14 protein-coding genes are annotated in these 15,888 nt (G+C 72.1%); 7 read left to right on the forward strand and 7 right to left on the reverse strand.

Features of this window, described 5'->3' with window-relative positions; translation table 11 throughout:
• The first annotated feature begins 101 nt into the window (after positions 1-101).
• Positions 102-1,379, forward strand: coding sequence for a cytochrome P450 (locus ACZ52R_RS35535; protein WP_465754852.1), 1,278 nt, complete (start codon positions 102-104; stop codon positions 1,377-1,379).
• Positions 1,380-1,472: 93 nt separating this feature from the next.
• Here the strand turns inward: ACZ52R_RS35535 and ACZ52R_RS35540 are convergent, their stop codons facing one another.
• Positions 1,473-2,633, reverse strand: coding sequence for a Dyp-type peroxidase (locus tag ACZ52R_RS35540; RefSeq protein WP_465754853.1), 1,161 nt, complete (start codon positions 2,631-2,633; stop codon positions 1,473-1,475).
• Between the two features lie 94 nt (positions 2,634-2,727).
• Between ACZ52R_RS35540 and ACZ52R_RS35545 the strand changes: the two genes are divergently transcribed.
• Together ACZ52R_RS35545 and ACZ52R_RS35550 are read left to right on the forward strand one after the other, a co-directional pair.
• The gene (locus tag ACZ52R_RS35545) at positions 2,728-4,125 is read left to right on the forward strand and encodes a right-handed parallel beta-helix repeat-containing protein (protein ID WP_465754854.1); all 1,398 of its coding nucleotides are present in this window, start codon (positions 2,728-2,730) and stop codon (positions 4,123-4,125) included.
• A gap of 239 nt (positions 4,126-4,364) precedes the next feature.
• Positions 4,365-5,708 (forward strand): MFS transporter, encoded by a 1,344-nt coding sequence (locus ACZ52R_RS35550; protein ID WP_465617292.1) that lies wholly within the window; start codon positions 4,365-4,367, stop codon positions 5,706-5,708.
• Positions 5,709-5,777: 69 nt separating this feature from the next.
• Here the strand turns inward: ACZ52R_RS35550 and ACZ52R_RS35555 are convergent, their stop codons facing one another.
• Entirely contained in the window at positions 5,778-7,769 is a 1,992-nt protein-coding gene (locus ACZ52R_RS35555) for a heavy metal translocating P-type ATPase (protein ID WP_465617290.1), read from the reverse strand.
• Positions 7,770-7,866: 97 nt separating this feature from the next.
• On the opposite strand from ACZ52R_RS35555, the gene ACZ52R_RS35560 reads away from it, so the two are divergent.
• On the forward strand, positions 7,867-8,232 hold the full coding sequence (locus ACZ52R_RS35560) for an ArsR/SmtB family transcription factor (RefSeq protein WP_465617288.1): 366 nt from the start codon (positions 7,867-7,869) through the stop codon (positions 8,230-8,232).
• Between the two features lie 244 nt (positions 8,233-8,476).
• On the opposite strand, the gene ACZ52R_RS35565 is transcribed toward ACZ52R_RS35560, so the two are convergent.
• Together ACZ52R_RS35565 and ACZ52R_RS35570 are read right to left on the reverse strand one after the other, a co-directional pair.
• A complete protein-coding gene (locus ACZ52R_RS35565; protein WP_465617286.1) occupies positions 8,477-8,737 on the reverse strand; it encodes a hypothetical protein in 261 nt (86 codons plus the stop codon).
• Positions 8,734-9,102 (reverse strand): ATP-binding protein, encoded by a 369-nt coding sequence (locus ACZ52R_RS35570; RefSeq protein ID WP_465754855.1) that lies wholly within the window; start codon positions 9,100-9,102, stop codon positions 8,734-8,736. Before ACZ52R_RS35570 ends, ACZ52R_RS35565 begins: the two co-directional genes overlap by 4 nt.
• Before the next feature lie 127 nt (positions 9,103-9,229).
• Here ACZ52R_RS35570 and ACZ52R_RS35575 point away from each other — a divergent pair, with 127 nt between their 5' ends.
• The 3 genes from ACZ52R_RS35575 (at position 9,230) to ACZ52R_RS35585 (ending at position 11,259) form a co-directional block, all read left to right on the forward strand.
• Positions 9,230-10,078: a helix-turn-helix domain-containing protein gene (locus ACZ52R_RS35575; RefSeq protein WP_465617282.1), complete on the forward strand. Its 849-nt coding sequence runs from the start codon at positions 9,230-9,232 to the stop codon at positions 10,076-10,078.
• On the forward strand, positions 10,075-10,302 hold the full coding sequence (locus ACZ52R_RS35580) for a DUF397 domain-containing protein (RefSeq protein ID WP_465617280.1): 228 nt from the start codon (positions 10,075-10,077) through the stop codon (positions 10,300-10,302). Before ACZ52R_RS35575 ends, ACZ52R_RS35580 begins: the two co-directional genes overlap by 4 nt.
• A 183-nt stretch (positions 10,303-10,485) precedes the next feature.
• On the forward strand, positions 10,486-11,259 hold the full coding sequence (locus ACZ52R_RS35585; protein WP_465754856.1) for a class I SAM-dependent methyltransferase: 774 nt from the start codon (positions 10,486-10,488) through the stop codon (positions 11,257-11,259).
• A 39-nt stretch (positions 11,260-11,298) separates the two neighbouring features.
• On the opposite strand, the gene ACZ52R_RS35590 is transcribed toward ACZ52R_RS35585, so the two are convergent.
• The 3 genes from ACZ52R_RS35590 to ACZ52R_RS35600 all read right to left on the reverse strand — a co-directional run bounded on the left by ACZ52R_RS35590 (position 11,299) and on the right by ACZ52R_RS35600 (position 15,365).
• On the reverse strand, positions 11,299-12,093 hold the full coding sequence (locus ACZ52R_RS35590; RefSeq protein ID WP_465662037.1) for an NAD-dependent epimerase/dehydratase family protein: 795 nt from the start codon (positions 12,091-12,093) through the stop codon (positions 11,299-11,301).
• A gap of 215 nt (positions 12,094-12,308) precedes the next feature.
• On the reverse strand, positions 12,309-14,696 hold the full coding sequence (locus ACZ52R_RS35595; protein WP_465661940.1) for a LamG domain-containing protein: 2,388 nt from the start codon (positions 14,694-14,696) through the stop codon (positions 12,309-12,311).
• Between the two features lie 48 nt (positions 14,697-14,744).
• Positions 14,745-15,365, reverse strand: a complete 621-nt coding sequence (locus ACZ52R_RS35600) for a hypothetical protein (RefSeq protein WP_465754857.1) — start codon at positions 15,363-15,365, stop codon at positions 14,745-14,747.
• Positions 15,366-15,888: the final 523 nt, after the last annotated feature.

The raw sequence follows: 15,888 nt of genomic DNA on the forward strand, positions 1-15,888 counted from the left end.
CATACCATCGGTCCGTAACGGGAAAAACCGCAGAAAGCATCCAACTACGGCCGAAAATATGACAGTTGGATGTGAAGGCCGCACCCACCCCGAAGGGACCCATGGACTCCGTCGCCGACACCCGGACCGCCCTCCCCCCGCTCCACCGGCTCGCCGTCTCCCCCGTCCGACCACCCCACCCGACCACCCTCCCCGACGGCACCCCCGCCTGGCTGGTCACCCGCTACCACGACGTCCGGCAGGTCCTCGGCGACCCCCGGCTCACCCGGTCCGACCTGCACGACGTCGGCACCGCGGGCGCCACCGCCGACGTGGCGGCCAACCCGGCGTCCCTGTTCAACCAGGACGGCCCCGCCCACCGGCGCCTGCGCGGCACCGTCCAGCGCGCCTTCACCCCGCGCGCCATCGCCGGCTGGCAGCCCTGGGTCGCGGCCGCCGTCCAGCAGTCCGTGGACGCGCTGGTCGCCGCCGGACCGCCCGCCGACCTGGTCGCCGCATTCACCCGGCCGGTGCCCTTCGCCGTCACCACCCGGCTGATGGGACTCGACGGCGACGGCCCGGACAGCCTGGACGAGGACCGGCTGCACCGCTGGACGCTTGCACTGCTCGCCCAGGGGGACGGCGGTGAGGCCTCCAGCGACGACGGAGCCGAGAACGGAACCAAGGCCGGGGGCGGGGCCGATACCGGAACCGAAGCCCGGACCGAGGCCGCGGCGCACGCCGAAGCCCTCGCCGAATACGGCGCGTTCACCACGGAGTTGATCGAGCGCCGCCGCCGCGATCCCGGCGACGACCTGGTCAGCCGGCTCGTCCAGGCCGCCGACCACGACGGCGGCATCCCCGAGGAGTCACTCGTCCACCTGGTCGCCGGGCTCACCGCGAGCGGCAACGAGAGCGTCGCCGGCGCCCTCGGCAACGCCCTCGTCTACCTCCTCGGCGAACGCGCCGACCACTGGCCCCGCCTCGCCGACCCGGACACCGCCGAACGCACCGCCGAACGCCTGCTCCACTTCATCCCGCTCGGCGACGACGAGGCCACCATCCGCCGCGCCACCGCCCCGATCGAGCTTGGCGGCGCCACCATCCCGGCCGACGCCGTCGTCGCCATCAGCCTCGGCAGTGCCAACCGGGACCCCGACGTCTACCCCGAGGGCCTCGACGCCGACCTCGACCTCCCCCTCGCCGCTCCCACCCTCGCCTTCAGCGCCGGCCCCCACTACTGCATCGGCGCCTGGCGCGTCCGGCTCGAAATGCGCGAGTCCCTCCACCGCCTGGCCGCCGCCCTGCCCCGCCTCCGCCTCACCACCCCGGTCGCGGACATCGCCTGGCAGCTCGGCAGCACCACCCGGAGCCCGGCCCGAATCCCCGTCGACTGGTGATCAGCGGGCCGTGTCGCTGGTGCCCAGCGGACCGTGCCGCTGATGCCCAGCGAGCCGTGCCAACTGCTGATCAGCGGGCCGCGCCGGGAGGGTTCACCCGAACAACCCCTCCCCCAGCACGCCGCCCTCCGTCACCCCCGGCAGCACGTACACCACCGCCGACGCCGTGTGCTCCAGGAACGGGTTGACCGCGTCCCGCGCCGCCAGCCGGTTCTGCACCCGGGTGAACTGCGCCGGGTCCCGCACGAAGGCGCAGAACAGCAGGCCCCGGTCGCCCGGTCCGTCGTCGTAGCTGTAGCCGCGCCGCAGCATCCGGGCGCCGCCGTCCAGTCGGGGGCTGGAGAGCCGGACGTGGGCGGTGGCCGGGATGACGTACGAGCCGTCGGGGTTCTTCGCGTAGATGTCCGGCTCGTCGTGCTCGGCCGTGCCGGTGAGCGGGGCGCCGTCGCCTTCCCGGCGTCCCATCGCGAGGTTCCGGCGGTCCTCGGGGAGGGCGGTGAAGGCGGCGGTGTCCATCCGGATCCGCCGGTAGACCAGGGCCGTCCCGTGCTGGTGCGGGCCCGGCGGGCCCCAGACCCACTGCCGGGCGGCGTCCTCGTCGGGGTTCGCCGTGCCGTCCTTGAAGCCGAACAGGTTCCTCGGCGTGGTGCCCGCGGCCGTCCGGGGCAGGAAGCCGGACTGTGTCCACCGCACGGCGGCGCCCGCCGCCGCGGCCGCCGCGCCGACCTGTTCGGCGACGACGGACAGCGGCCACCGGTCCGCCGCGCACAGCTGGACCAGCAGGTCGCCGCCGCCCCGCGCCGGGTCGAGCCGGTCCCCCGGGAAGGCGGGCAGCTCCGCGAGGACCGGCGCCGGAACGTTCAGCCCCAGCCGGGAGGCGAGCCCCGGCCCGACCCCCAGCAGGCTGCTGAGCCGGGCCGGTTCGCCGCCGCGCAGGCGCGCGTCCGCCGACGTGCCGCCGACGGCTTCGGCGAGCACCCGGGTCAACTCTCCGAGCAGGCCCCGCAGGGCGGTCCGGCCGTCCGAGGTCACGGCGGGCGCCAGGTCGAAGGCGAGCAGCTGGGTGGCCGGCTGCTGCGGGGCCGTCACCCCGGACTGCCGCTCGCCGTGGAAGGGGACGGACGGCTCGGGCGGCGGCGCCGCGGCCCGTCCGCCGTCGCCCCCGCGGGCCAGCGCCGTGACCCCGGCGCCGACGCCCGCACCGACCCCGGCGGCCAGCACCGCCCCGCCCGCGAGCAGGGCCCTGCGGTCCACGCCGCTTGGGACAGTTCGGACAGTTCGTGGCCGGTTCTGCGCCTTTCCGTTTTCGGCATGCATGGGCGACATTGGAGACGATAGAACACGCCTTATGCAACTTTTGACCACACGTCAATTTCGCTCGGCCACAACGTCCACCGAAACGCCCGCTACGACGCCCGCCACAACACCCCCACGGGGAGCCGCGCTCCGCCACCTCCTCCCCGCCCTGCTCACCGCCGCCGCGCTCGCCGTCTCCGGCTGCTCGTCCACCGGTTCGACCTCGTCCGATGCACAACACCCGGAAGGCACGGTCGTTCGCGTCCCGCAGAACTTCCCGACCATCCAGCAGGCCGTGGACGTGGCCCGCGAGGGCGACACCGTCCTGGTCGAGCCGGGCACCTACCGCGAGAGCGTCCGGATCACCAAGCCCCGGATCGTGCTGCGCGGCACCGACCGCAACACCGTGGTCCTCGACGGCGGCGTGCGGCTCGTCAACGGCGTCACCGTCACCGGCCCGGGTTCGGTGGTCGAGAACCTGACCGTCCACGGCTACCTGGCCAACGGCGTCCTGTTCACCGGCGTCACCGACGAGAAACTACAGCAGCGCGGCGCCGGCGGCTCCGCCTACGACCCCCTGGACACCGCCCGATTCCCCGTCGTCCAGGGCTTCCGCGCGACCCGCGTCACCGCCTACAACAACGGCCTGTACGGGATCTACGCCTTCGACGCGCGCGGCGGCGTCATCGAGGACTCGTACGCCTCCGGGCAGGCCGACTCCGGCATCTACGTCGGCCAGTGCAAGCCCTGCGACACCCTGGTGCGCGGCAACACCGTCGAGCGCAACGCCGTCGGCATCGAACTCACCAACGCCTCCGACGGGTTGAGCATCCTCGGCAACCGGGTCACCGGCAACCGCGTCGGCGTCACCGTCAACTCCAACGACCTCGAAGCCCTCGCCCCGCAGCACGGCGCGGTCATCGCGGGCAACGCCGTCACCGACAACAACGCCGCCGACACCCCCGAACAGGCCGACGGCGGCTACGGCATCGGGATCGGCATCGGCGGCGGTACGGCGAACCAGGTGCAGCGCAACCTCGTCCAGGGCAACCGCGCCGTCGGCATCGTCATCACCGACCCGCCCGGCCACCCGGCGAGCGGCAACCGCGTCGAGGGCAACCGCGCCACCGGCAACGGCACCGACCTCACCATGGCCTCCGTCGACCCGGGCAACTGCTTCACCGGCAACCAGCCCGCCGTGCAGAGCCCGGAGAACCTGGAGGCCGTGGCCGGCTGCGGAGTCCAGGGTCGCGGCCCGGTACCCGCCGGCCGCACCACCCCGGTCCAGGCGCCGCCCGGCATCCCGTTCAGCCAGGTCCCGGCCCCGCCCGCCCAGCCGTCACTGCCCGACCCGGCCGCCCCCGGCCGCCCCGCGACCGACCTCCCGGGCACCGTCGACCCCGCCGCCTACCCGCTCCCGGACACCGCCGACGCCGTCCCGAAGCACTGACCACCCCCACCCGCACCACCCCACCGGGCGGGCCCGCCGCCACCCACACACCCCGGGCCCGCCCCGACAGCCCGCCGCTCTGGCCGGCCGGGAACGCCGTCAAGGGTTCGCAAACCGGCAGGACAGTCCGGACAGCTCGGGACGACCCCGACTTCCTTGCCGACACGGGCAGTTCGGGACACCACGGGCAGTTCGGAATCCGCCCGAAAGACCCTCCGCGGACATGACATACTGCGTCGGTGACCGCAGCAGACCTGGCCGAGAAGCCACCCAAAAGCCGTCCGCAACTGGGCCGGAAGTTCACCCTGCTGTGGTCCGCCTCGGCGATCTCCTCGGTCGGCGACGGCATGCGGGACTCGGCCCTGCCGCTGCTGGCGGTGGCGGTCTCCGACTCGCCCAGCGCGGTCTCGGTGGTCTCCGTCGCCGCGTCGCTGCCCTTCCTGCTGATGTCGCTGTACGGCGGCGTACTCGCCGACCGGGCCGACCGGCGACGGCTGATGTGGACGATCGACGCCCTGCGCGCCGTCGTCGTCCTGGGCTTCGCCTGCTGGGTCTTCCTCGCCACCCCGCCGCTGGTCGCGCTCGCCGCACTGGCCTTCCTGCTCGGCTGCGGCGAGACGGTCTTCTCCAACGCCGCCACCTCGGCCGTCCCGGAGCTGGTCCGCCCCGACCAGCTGGACACCGCCAACGGCCGGATGCAGGCCAACATGCTCGTCGGCGGGAACCTGATCGGCCCGCTGCTCGGCTCGGTGCTGTTCGCCGTGGCCGCCGGCTTCCCCTTCACGGTGGACGGCGTCTCCTTCGCGCTCGCCGCCGTCCTGGTCGCCGCGACCGGCCGCTCCACCGCCGCCCGCGCCAAGGCCGGCCGCCCGGTGCTCACCGAGATCCGCGAGGGCGTCAGCTGGCTGTTCCGCCACCGCGAGGTGCGGATGCTCGCCGTGCTCTCCACCCTCGGCGCGCTGACCTGCTTCATGGGCACCACCATGATGGTGCTGATGGTCACCAAGGTCGTGAAGGCCCCCGCCGCCTCCTACGGCATCGTCCTCGCGGCCGGCGCGATCGGCGGCACCGCCGCGAGCACCCTGGCCGGCCGGCTCAGCAGCCTGCTCAGCCGGGGCACCCGGATCGCCCTCTCCTTCCTGCTGATGGGCGTCTCGCTGATCCTGATGGCGTTCAGCACCTCGGTGTTCGAGATCGCGGCGCTGTACGGCGTGATCGGCTTCGGCATCGTGACCTGGAACATCCAGGCGCTCTCGCTGCGCCAGCAGGCCATCCCGAAGGAGCTGCTCGGCCGGGTCAACAGCTGCTACATGCTGCTGAGCCGACTCGGCATCATGGGCGGCGCCGCGCTCAGCGGGTGGATCGCCTCCGTCACCAGCATCCGGACCCCGCTCGTCACGGGCGGCACCCTGCTGCTCGTCCTCCTGGTCGCCGTGCTCTTCCTGCTGCCCCGGATGACCGCGATGGAGGCCGCTCAGGCCCAGGCCCCCGAGCCGGAGGCCGCCGCCGCTCCCGCCACCACCTCCGCTCCTTCCACCACCTCCGCCCCTGCCGAAAACGAGGCCAAGGACGAGGTCAAGTAGCCCTCGCCCGGGGGAGGCGGCTCCTCCCCCGGGCGAGGTACGGCAGCCGGGCCTGGGCCTGGCCGGGCCTCAGCTTCCGTCCTCGGCAGAGGCCTTGGCCCACGCGGCCTCGCGCAGCAGCCGCAGCCCGTTGAGGCCGACGATGACGGTGGAGCCTTCGTGGCCGAGCACGCCGAGCGGCAGCGGCAGGGTGGCGACCAGGTCCCAGACCACCAGGGTCGAGATGAACACCGAGGCGATCACCAGGTTCTGCACCACCAGGCCCCGCGCCCGCCGGGAGAGCGCCACCACAGCCGGGACGGTGGCGAGTTCGTCGCGGACGACGACCGCGTCGGCGGTCTCCAGGGCCAGGTCGGAGCCGGCCCGTCCCATGGCGACGCCGGTGTGCGCGGCGGCCAGCGCGGGCGCGTCGTTGACGCCGTCGCCGACCACCAGCACCTTGCGCCCGGCCGCTTCCTGTTCCCGAACGGCGGCGACCTTCTCCCTCGGCAGCAGCCCGGCCCGGACCTCGTCGATGCCGACCTCGGCGGCGACCCGGGCGGCGGCGCGCGGGTTGTCGCCGGTGAGCAGCACCGGCGTGCGGCCGGTGAGCCGGGTCAGCGCGGTGACGGTGGCGGCGGCGTCGGGGCGCAGCCGGTCGGCGAGTCCGAGCAGGCCGACCGGGATGCCGTCGACCTCGACCAGGGCGGCGGTGCGGCCGGCTTCCTCCAGTTCGGCGGCGAGTTCGGCGGCTTCGGTGGAGGCGGTGTCGGTCCGGTCGTTGATCAGCCGCGCCGGCGCGCCGACCGCGACCACCCGCCCGCCGACGGTGGCGGTGACGCCGGCCCCGGGGACGGCGGCGAAGTCCTCGGCGGGCGCCGGGGTGAGTCCTCGGGCGCGGGCGGCGTCGACGACGGCGCGGCCGAGCGGGTGTTCGCTGGCGTGTTCGGCGGCGGCCGCGAGTGCGAGCAGGTCGTCGTCGGAGAGACCGGATCCGCTCAGCGGGTGGATGTCACTGATCCGGGGCGTGCCTTCGGTCAGGGTGCCGGTCTTGTCCAGGGCGGCGGCGTCGGTCTGTCCGAGGCGTTCCATCACCACGGCGGACTTGACCAGTACGCCGTGCCGTCCGGCGTTGGCGATGGCGGAGAGCAGTGGTGGCATGGTGGCCAGGACGACGGCGCACGGCGAGGCGACGATCATGAAGGTCATCGCCCGCAGCAGTGAGCCGGTGAAGGCCGCGCCGAGGGCGAGGGGCACGGCGAAGACGGCGAGGGTGGCGATCACCATGCCGATCGAGTAGTGCTGCTCGACCTTCTCGATGAACAGCTGGGTCGGCGCCTTGGTCTCGGAGGCCTCTTCGACCATCGCGACGATCCGGGCGATCACCGAGTCCGAAGCGTCCCGGTCGACCGTGACGCGCAGCGCGCCGGTGCCGTTGAGGGTACCGGCGAACACCTCGTCGCCGATCTGCTTGGCAACGGGAAGTGGTTCGCCGGTGATGGTGGCCTGGTCGACGTCGCTCGCGCCGTCGAGCACCCGCCCGTCGGCGCCGATCCGCTCTCCCGGCCGGACCAGGACGGTGTCGCCGACGGCCAGTTCCCCGGTCGGCAGGGTCTCCTCCCGGCCGTCGGGCAGCAGCCGGGTGGCGGTGGCCGGGGCGAGGTCGAGCAGCCCGCGCACGGAGTCGGCGGTACGGGCGGTGGCGAGCGCTTCCAGGGCGCCGGAGGTGGCGAAGATGACGATCAGCAGCGCGCCGTCCATGACCTCGCCGACGGCGGCGGCGCCGAGCGCGGCGACGATCATCAGCAGGTCGACGTCGAGGGTCTTCTCGCGCAGCGCCTGCAGGCCCGCCCAGGCGGGCTCCCAGCCGCCGGTGGCGTACGCGAGCGCGGCCGGCGGGCCCCAGGCCCAGGCGGGGGCGCCGGTCAGCTGGAGCGGCAGGGCGATCAGGAAGAGCGCCGTCGCGGTGGCGGCCCAGCGGGCTTCGGGCAGCGAGAGCACCCGGGTGCGCCGCCGGGGTGCGGGGTCCGGGCGCCGGGCGGCCGGGGGTGCGGGGCGCTCGGTCAGGGTGGAGGAGGGCATGGCGGGGAGGACCTTCGGGGCAGGGCGAGCCAAGGACTCATCCACCATACATGAACATATGAACGCTCCTTCATGGATGAGTTGTAGTATTGGCCGCATGGGTCATGGAGCCGCCCCCGCCACCGCCGTCCAGCACACACGCCTGGACGCCGTCAGCGCTGCCCGGGTGGCCACCACCCTCCAGGCCCTGGCCACCCCCTCCCGCCTGCTGATCCTCTCCCGCCTCCGCGAGGGCCCCTGCGCCGCCACCGAACTCGCCACCGAGGTCGGCCTCGAACAGTCCGCCTGCTCCCACCAACTGCGGCTGCTGCGCAACCTCGGCCTCGTCGTCGGGCAGCGCCAGGGCCGCTCGGTGGTCTACGCGCTGTACGACAACCACGTCGCGGCACTCCTCGACCAGGCCGTCTACCACATCGAGCACCTGCGGCTCGGGCTCAGCGACGCACCGGACACCACGGAGTAGCGCACGAACGAGTAACACCCGAACGAGTAACGAGTAGCGCGCGAACGAGTAACACCCCAAGAGACGACCGCTACGCGATGGCAGGGCCATGCTTCGGCCGCCCGGCGGGCCCGGCCGGGCGGCTGGAGTCGGGCTGTGGGTCAGGCCACCGATCGGCGCTCGCGGTCGGGGCGGTGGGGCATCCCCCGGGCGGCCACCGCGCCGAGCGCGACGACCGCGATGCCGAGGAACGCCGCGAGGCCGATCAGGAGTCGCACGGGGCCTCGGCCTTCCCGTGCTCCCGAAGGAGGGCGAGCAGGTTCAGGACAGTGCCGGCCGGGGCGTTGCCGAAGCGGACGAGCACGCGGCCGTCCACGACGCTGTCCGTGGTGGCGGACGGCCAGAGCAGGCCGAACTTCCGGCCGCGCTCCTGGAGTTCGGCGATCAGGTAGGCGACCTCCGGCTCGGTGCAGGTCCGCATCAGCGGGTCGGCCGGCTCGATCGGGCGGCCATCGGCGGCGGTCACGCGGCGGCGTCCAGCTCGAACCAGCAGGACTTCCCGGACTTCCGGGGCCCGGTGCCGAAGCGGTGGGTGAGGAAGCGGACGAGGTGCAGCCCCCGGCCGGAGACGGCGTAGGGGTCCGAGTCGTCCCGCTGGATCGGGAGGACGGGGCTCGCGTCGCTGACGGAGACCCGGAGGACCCGGTCGAGCACCACGATCACGACGAGCGGCGACGGACTGCCGCCGTGCCGCCAGGCATTGACGAAGAGTTCGAGCAACGCGAGCTCCGCGTCGGCGCCCAGGTCGGACTGCCACCCGGCGCGCGCCGTCGCCTCGCGCAACTCCTCGCGCGCGGCCGACCAGTCAGGGGGAAGTTCGAGGGAGAACACGAAGAGACCTCCACTCGCATATATACAAATCGAACCTGAATTCGGCGGCCCAGGCTGCCAGTTGTTGGTAGCGCTGGTGCCGTTCACACAGGCAGACTGGTCAACTGACAGCTCAGGAGGGGACAACATGGCAGTCTCGACCGTTCGGCGGCGGAGGCTCGGCGGCATGCTGCGGAAGCTTCGCGAGGAACGGAAGCTCACCGCAGAGGTGGTCGCAGAGGCCACCGGGATGAGCCAGCCCAAGCTCACTCGGATCGAGACAGCTCACACTGCGGCCAAGATCGAGGACGTCAACAAGCTCCTCGACTACTACGGATGTGACGACGAGGACTTCCGGGCCGGACTGATCGCCATCACCAAGGACGGGAGCAAGCGAGGTTGGTGGCTGAGCTACCGAGACGTCCTTCACGCGACCGCAACGGATCTGATCCTGCTGGAGTCCGACGCCTCGACGCTGAGGACATACGAGCCGGCGTTCATCCCCGGACTGTTCCAGACTCCCGAGTACGCCCGCATCGTCATCGACCGGCTTCGAACCGAGTCCAGCGGCACGGTCGAGGACATGGTTCAGGTCCGGATGGCGCGGCAGTCGATCCTCACCCGGCCGAATCCCGTCCAGGTCTGGGCCGTCATTCATGAAGCCGCACTCCGGACGAATGCCAACTGGCCCGACATCATGTCCGGCCAGCTGGACAAGCTGATCTCGTTGAGCCGCCTGTCCAATGTCAACATCCAGGTCATGCCGGCAGGAGCAGCAGTCCATCCCGGCATGGCCGGTGCGTTCGCCCTGCTCGGGTTTCCCCAACGTGCGGACCTGGACGTCGTCCTCGTCGAAGCTCTGATCAGCAGCCTTTGGGTTGAGGAACCAGCCGACGTCGAGCTCTACCGAGCGAAGTTTCAGGAGATCACGGCCGAGGCCCTGTCAGTCGACTCATCGCTCGACTTCATCACCGCACAGAGGGACGAGATCAAGTGACTCACCACCACCCCGACGCCTCTACCACCGGGTTCGCCTTCAAGAAGTCGAGCTACAGCGGGGGTAACGACAACTGCGTCGAAATCGCCATCCCGAACGAATCGACCACGTGCATCCGTGACTCGAAGGACCCGAGTGGCCCCGCCCTGTCCTTCGACCGCGCCGCCCACTCCGCCTTCGTCAACGCCGTCGCCACCGGGGAGTTCGACTTCGGGCTCCTCTGAGCAGTCCCGCTGAGCGGTGCCTCGCCCGGGTCGGGCGAGGCACCGCCTTCTCATGGCGTTCTGAGGTCGGGTCAGCAGAACTGGACCCTTGCGTCGTACGTCGCACCGGTACGCTGGGCTGCCCCGGTCGCGTCAGTCATTGACAGTCAGGTCAGTCACCTCAGTGACGTCAGAGGAGTTGCGATGGATGAACGGCTGCTCCACAGCTCGTCGTTCGGCGCGGCGGCGGGCGCCTACGCCGAGCACCGCCCGGACTACGCGCAGGCCGCCGTGCGCTGGGCGCTCGAACCGGCGCCCGGGCCGCGGGTGCTCGACCTCGGTGCCGGGACGGGCAAGCTGACCGGCACGCTGCTCGCGATGGGCGTCGACGTCGTCGCGGTCGAGCCCGACCCGGCGATGCTGGCCGAGCTGCGCCGCGGCCTCCCGGCCGTGCGCGCGCTGCCGGGCAGCGCCGAGGCGATCCCGCTCCCGGACGGGTCCGTCGACGCCGTGGTGTCCGGCAACGCCATGCACTGGTTCGACATGGACCTCGCGGGCCCGGAGATCGCCAGGGTCCTCTCCCCCGGCGGGGTCCTGGCCGGGCTGTGGAACGTCTTCGACGACGGGGTCGACTGGGTGGCCGGGCTCGCGCGGGTCAGCGGCAGCGCGGCCGTCGGCCCGCGCGACGTGCCCGCCGGCTGGCGTGCCGAGACGGCCGGCCTGCACCGTCCCACGGCGGGTGGGGACGCCCGGTTCGACTCGCCGGAGCAGGCCGAGTTCCCGCACGGGCAGCGCCGGACCGCCGACTCCCTCGTCGCGACCCTCGGGACGAAGGCGGGCATGCTGGTCATGCCGGAACGGGAACGGGAGGCCGCGCTGGCCCGGACCCGCGCCTACCTCGCGAGCCGACCGGAAACCGGCGACGGCGAGTTCACCCTGCCCATGCTGACCGGCGTGCTGCGCGTCCGGCGGATGTGACGCCCGATCCTCGGGGCGCCTCGGGCGAATTCTCGGGAATCAGCGCCCGGCCTGCGTGAATCCGCCACCGAGGTAGCGGAACTCCGGGTCGTCTGCGGGCAGCTCACCGAGCTTCGCGATCAGCTCGGCGGCGAACACCTCGGCGTCGTCGAGCGGTTGGTAGCCGAGCGCCCGGGCCGACGCGAGGTCCCACCAGGCCCGGGTGTTGGCGGAGATGCCGTAGGCCACGGTGTGGCCGGCCACCGGCCCGGTGAGCGCGGCGTGCACCAGCCGGGCGCAGTCGCCGGGGCTGAGCCAGGTGGCGAGCATCCGGACACTGCGGGGCTCGGCGGTGAAGGAACCGATCCGCAGCGAGACCGTCTCCATCCCGTGCCGGTCGGCGTACAGCGAGGCGAGGTTCTCGCCGAAGCACTTGGAGAGCCCGTAGTAGGTGTCGGGCCGCTGCGGGGTGTCCACCGGCACGGTGGCGCCGTCGGCGGGCCGCTCGGTGAAACCCACCGCGTGGTTGCTGCCGGCGTTGACGATCCGCCGCACGCCCGCCGCCCGGGCGGCGTCGTAGAGCCGGTACGTGCCCTCGATGTTGGCGGCGAGGATGTCGGCGAACGGCGCCTCCCCCGGGATCCCGGCCAGGTGGACGACGGCATCGACGCCGTCCGTCGCCGAGGCCAGCGCCGCGGAATCCCGCAGGTCGGCGATGATCGCCTCGGGTTCACCGGGCACCGGGGCGCGGTCGAAGCAGCGCAGCCGGTAGCCGTAGGCGGGCAGGAGCTCCCGCAGGCAGGTCCCGATACGGCCGGCGGCACCGGTCAGCAGCACCTCGCGCGGCTGGTCCACCCTCTGTTGCGCGTCCATGGTTCCTCACAGACTCTTCGAACTGACGCTCGGATTTCAGCGAGGTGCGACGATACCTGATGGAACGACAGAGGTCCTTGCAGTAAACGGAGTCCGTGCCAACACGGCGGAGTCAGGTACGGCGCTGCGAAGGGCGCCTGGCGCTGGTGGAACGGCCGGGGCCGCCCTTTGCACTGCGCGTGCGGGCACGCGCTGCGTCAGTAGTGGAAGCGGAGCCGGATCACCAGGCAGTCCCCCGGCAGGGTCTCCAGGTAGTCGTCCGCGAACCGGTGGTAGTCACCGGACCGGCCGAGTTTCCGACCCCAGTCCTCGACGGTGCCGTCGATCCACTGACCGTCCAGGAGCAGCAGGCAGTTCGTCGGGATGACCCGTTCCGTCTCACGGCGGACGAACTCCGCCAGGTCGCCCCGGAAGTGGTGGAGCGGGTCGGTCAGGCGCGGGAAGAGGCCGCAGACCTCGGGCGAGTCGTTGGCCGCCCTGATCAGCGGCTGCTCGTAGTAGTCGGCGCGGGCGCGGGCGACGGGGTAGCCGACGAGGTCCTGGCGGGCGCGTTCAGCGAAGACCTCGAACGGCACGGCGGGCGGGAACCCCGCGGCGAACGTCTGCCATGCCCGCCCGCGTTCGGCGGCGCGCGCGGCCACGGGGGCCCGGGCGGCGCCGTTGCACGGCTCACCGGCGTTGTTGCCGAACACCGGGACGGTGTAGACGGACTTGGTCTCCGACTTGCCGGCGCTCCAGTTCGGCAGACGGTTGTAGGTGAACGAGCCGCTGTTCAGCGCGGTCGACCAGGTCGACGCGGAGGACAGCGGGGTCGCCTTGTAGTCGCCGCTCGGCCCGGAGCTGCCGGTCGTGGCGGCCAGCACCATCGCCCCCGGAGCCGACGCGAGCCGCATCGACCCGGCCGGGGCGCTGGTCAGGGCGTCCGCGGCCACCGTCTGGCGCTCGACGTCGTTGCCGCCCGGCAGCGAGGTCTGGACCCGGCACTCGGGCCGCTTGGGCGTGGTCAGCGCGCACTCGGGCAGGCGCACCAGCTTCAGCCGCGAGCCGAAGCCGGAGCCGGCCGCCTGGGCGAAGGACGAGTAGTCGACGGCCAGGCCGCTGTTCTCGTCGGCGCCGGAGACGGTCAGCAGCACGCCGTGGATCCCGGCCTTGGTGGCGGCGTCCTGGCCGAGCAGCTCGACCTTCGCCTTGCCCACCGAGCCGGCGGAGGAGACCGCGACCGGCAGCGTGCCGGCCTTGACCGCCTTGCCCTTCTCGCCGGGGACGTCGACGGTGGCACTGCCCGCTCCGGGCGGTTCGCCGTGCTTGCCGTCGACCTTGCTGACGGTCGTGTCGGCCTTGCGCCCCTTGACCTTGGCGTCCGAGCCCTTGACCGGCTTCTCCGGCCGAACTGCACGCCGCCGCCCGCCTCGTAGGGCTGCGGAACACCCGGAGGCCCAGGAGATGTGCGAGGTGCAGGTCTTGTCGCCGTCCGCGCAGCGCTGGTTCTCCGGCTGACCGTTGACGTACAGCACCAGCCGGTCCGCGAAGGCGTCGTAACTGACCGCCAGGTGCGTCCAGTTCTCCAGGACGGAGGAGGCCGGGGTGTGAGTGGTCAGGGTGCGCACCGCGCCGTTGGCGTCGGAGTCGCGCACCTCGGCCTGCCACTGGCCGGTCGGCTGCCCGTTGGCGTCGTTGCCCAAGGCGTGCCAGCGCAGGGTGACCGCGCTGTTGTTGGAGCCGGCCACCGACAGGACCGTCATGTCCCGGGTGGGGATGCCCGCGGTGTTCGCCCAGCCGGCCAGGGTGAAGCTCCGGCCGGTGTGCAGCGGGACGGCGCCGGTGGCGGCGTAGCCGGTGGAGCCGTCGAGCAGTAGGGTGCCCGGGTTGGGCAGCACGCCGCCGTCGGCCTTGATCGAGGCGCCGCCGCCGAGCTGGGCACCGGCCTTGGCCGGGCCCTCGTCCGGAGTGGTGGCCGGGGTGCCGGTGGCCGCGTTGAGCTTCCAGCGGCCGGCCAGCTGCGGGCGCTGCTGCACCATCGCGGTGGCCTCCGGGCTGGTGACGACCCGGTCGTAGAGCCGCACGTCGTCGATGTCGCCGCCGAAGAACTCGGCGTTGACGCCCTCGCGGTTGACCGCCCCGATCTGCAGCGGGCCGGGGTTGGCCCACGGCGCGTTCTGGGTGTAGTCGGACTCGCCGACCAGGTAGCCGTTGATGTACAGGCGCAGCTTCTTGGCGGCGGTGTCGGACACGCCCAGCAGGTGGGTCCACTCGCCGGTGGTGCCGGCGAAGCACGGCACGCCGTTCACCTGGGTGTTCGGGGTGCAGTCGGCCTGCCAGGTGCGCACCAGGGTGTCGGCGGAGGCGTCCTCCTTGTAGCGGCCGAAGATCCAGCGCTTCCAGTAGGGCGAGTAGTACAGCGAGAACTCGTTGTTGTGCTGGCCGATCTGGGTGACCGCCATCTTGGGGTTGGTGTCACCGGCGGTGGGCGCGGGCAGCTTGACCCAGGCGGAGACGGAGAAGTCCCGGCTGCCGTCCACCTGCGGGCGGGTGCCCCGCAGGTAGTCGTCCACGCCGTCCAGGTGGGTCCACTGGTTGAGCGCCACCGGGGTGTCCGAGTAGGCCGGTTCCAGCGTGTAGACGGCGTTGGTGTCCTAGCTGGAGGTCCACATGGCCCACTTGCCGCCCATCAGGCCGAGGGCGAAGCGAGCAGCGAAGTTGCCGTTCTCACTGACCGCGACCCGGTTACGGGTGGTGTCGGCGAGGTTGACCCAGGCGGACACGGCGAAGCCCCGGGTGGTGTCCAGCACGTTGCCCTGGGTCTCGGCGTAGCCGTTGGGGGTTCCGTCCAGGGCGAGGGCCTCGCCGAGGTGACCGGGTGCGCCCGGGGTGGCGCCGGAGTCGGGGGTGGCCTCGAAGCCGCCGCCGGCGCCGGAGTCGGGGGTGGCCTCGAAGCCGCCGCCGGCGCCGGAGACGCTGGTGCCGCTCGCGTCGTCCATCGCCCAACCGATGCGCTGGGTCTGCCCGGAGAGCACGCTGAAGTAGTACGTCTCGGACTGCGAGGCGTTGCCCGCGCCGTCGATCGCCTTGGCGGAGAACATGTGCACTCCGGCGGTCTGCGGCTGGACGCGCACGGTCTGCGCGGCGCCGCCGCTGGTCGCCACGTCGGTCGGCACCGAGCCGTCGAGGGCCCACTGGTACCTGACCACGTCGGTGGCGGCCGACTTCAGGGTGAACAGGCCGTTCTTGCCGACGCCGTCGGTCCACGGCAGCATCGCGGTGGCGTCCTTGGAGCCCGGGTAGGCGTCCGAGGTGATCGCCGGGCCGCCGACTTCGGGTATGTGGACGAAGTTTGGAGCGGATTTTAATGGAAATTTAAAAGGACTGTCAAAGGTAAATCAGAAGACCCTGACGGGGCTGGCCCTGATACCGCGCCATCCAGAGGTGGATCAGTCCTGTTAAAAACGGATGAACCCCCCCCTTGCGCCTTTGAGGAAAATCACGCAGCAGAAAGGTTTCGCCAGGGCCATCACCCCTGGCCATCAAGGGTTTCAATGACGCCTGCGGCGCACCCTTGCTCGGCCTCACCCACGGAAAATCACGAAAGCCCGAGTTCCCGACAATTGATGTGACATCAAGAACTGACGAAACCTCATTTACCTTATCCGGCACGCAGATTCTTCTTTTCCACCGGACCGGACTGCAGGGCTGATGCGTTCTCAGCTGGCGGGATGGACCGATTCGTCGGCTCTGGTGCCTGATGGGTGGTTTGCCGGAGTGGAAGCAAGAGACGCGACG

This window comes from Kitasatospora sp. NPDC034023, from assembly GCF_055575795.1.

Excerpts from the sequence above, each read along its gene's own strand:
- ACZ52R_RS35535 (WP_465754852.1), top strand. The coding sequence starts at position 102 with ATGGACTCCGTCGCCGACACCCGGACCGCCCTCCCCCCGCTCCACCGG.
- ACZ52R_RS35545 (WP_465754854.1), top strand. The coding sequence starts at position 2,728 with ATGCAACTTTTGACCACACGTCAATTTCGCTCGGCCACAACGTCCACC.
- ACZ52R_RS35555 (WP_465617290.1), bottom strand. The coding sequence starts at position 7,769 with ATGCCCTCCTCCACCCTGACCGAGCGCCCCGCACCCCCGGCCGCCCGG.
- ACZ52R_RS35560 (WP_465617288.1), top strand. The coding sequence starts at position 7,867 with ATGGGTCATGGAGCCGCCCCCGCCACCGCCGTCCAGCACACACGCCTG.
- ACZ52R_RS35575 (WP_465617282.1), top strand. The coding sequence starts at position 9,230 with ATGGCAGTCTCGACCGTTCGGCGGCGGAGGCTCGGCGGCATGCTGCGG.
- ACZ52R_RS35585 (WP_465754856.1), top strand. The coding sequence starts at position 10,486 with ATGGATGAACGGCTGCTCCACAGCTCGTCGTTCGGCGCGGCGGCGGGC.
- ACZ52R_RS35600 (WP_465754857.1), bottom strand. The coding sequence starts at position 15,365 with ATGCTGCCGTGGACCGACGGCGTCGGCAAGAACGGCCTGTTCACCCTG.